General features: G+C 69.8%; 1 protein-coding gene. It reads right to left on the minus strand.

All coding sequences use genetic code 11. The features are described from left to right. Positions 1-157: 157 nt before the first annotated feature. Positions 158-536, minus strand: a 379-nt coding sequence (locus tag AC1DTN_RS39040) for a hypothetical protein (protein WP_477925603.1), incomplete at its 5' end; no start/stop codon positions are given.

Consider the following 536-nt stretch of genomic DNA (forward strand, 5'->3'; position numbering starts at 1 on the left):
GGGCGCCTTCAACGCGAGCGGCGTGTTCGCCGCGATGATCGTGCTGGCGGTGGTGGCGCTGCTCGCCGACTTCCTGCTGACGACGCTGGAGAAGCGCCTGCTCAAGTGGAGGCCGGCCGCGTTCTAGACATCCCTGGTCGCGCCCCAGGCAGCCGGCCTAGAGTTCCACGGCGCATCCCTGCTTCGCACTCTGCGCCAGCGCCTCCAGCGTGGCCGCAATGTCCAGGCTGGCCGCCGCCGCCCGTTCGATCGCTTCGAAGTCGCGCTTCGCGATGACTTCCGCGAAGGCCTCGGCGGCGAAGCGGAAGCCGCTGCCGGTGCCCGAGGCGATGTCCTCGAAGGGCGTCGGCGCCGTGCCGCGCCGCACCCGCATGCGGCTGGGCAGGTAGCCATGCGGATGACCGCCGGCCAGCACGCTCGTGTGGTTGAGGAATTCGGTCTCGATCGCGCCCTCGGTGCCGATGATGCTCGCGAAGCGGTGATTGGCGACATCCATCGCACATGAGAGCTGCGCGCGGCGTCCATCGGCGTAGTGC

Source organism: Rhizobium sp. 01T444, from assembly GCF_056398305.1.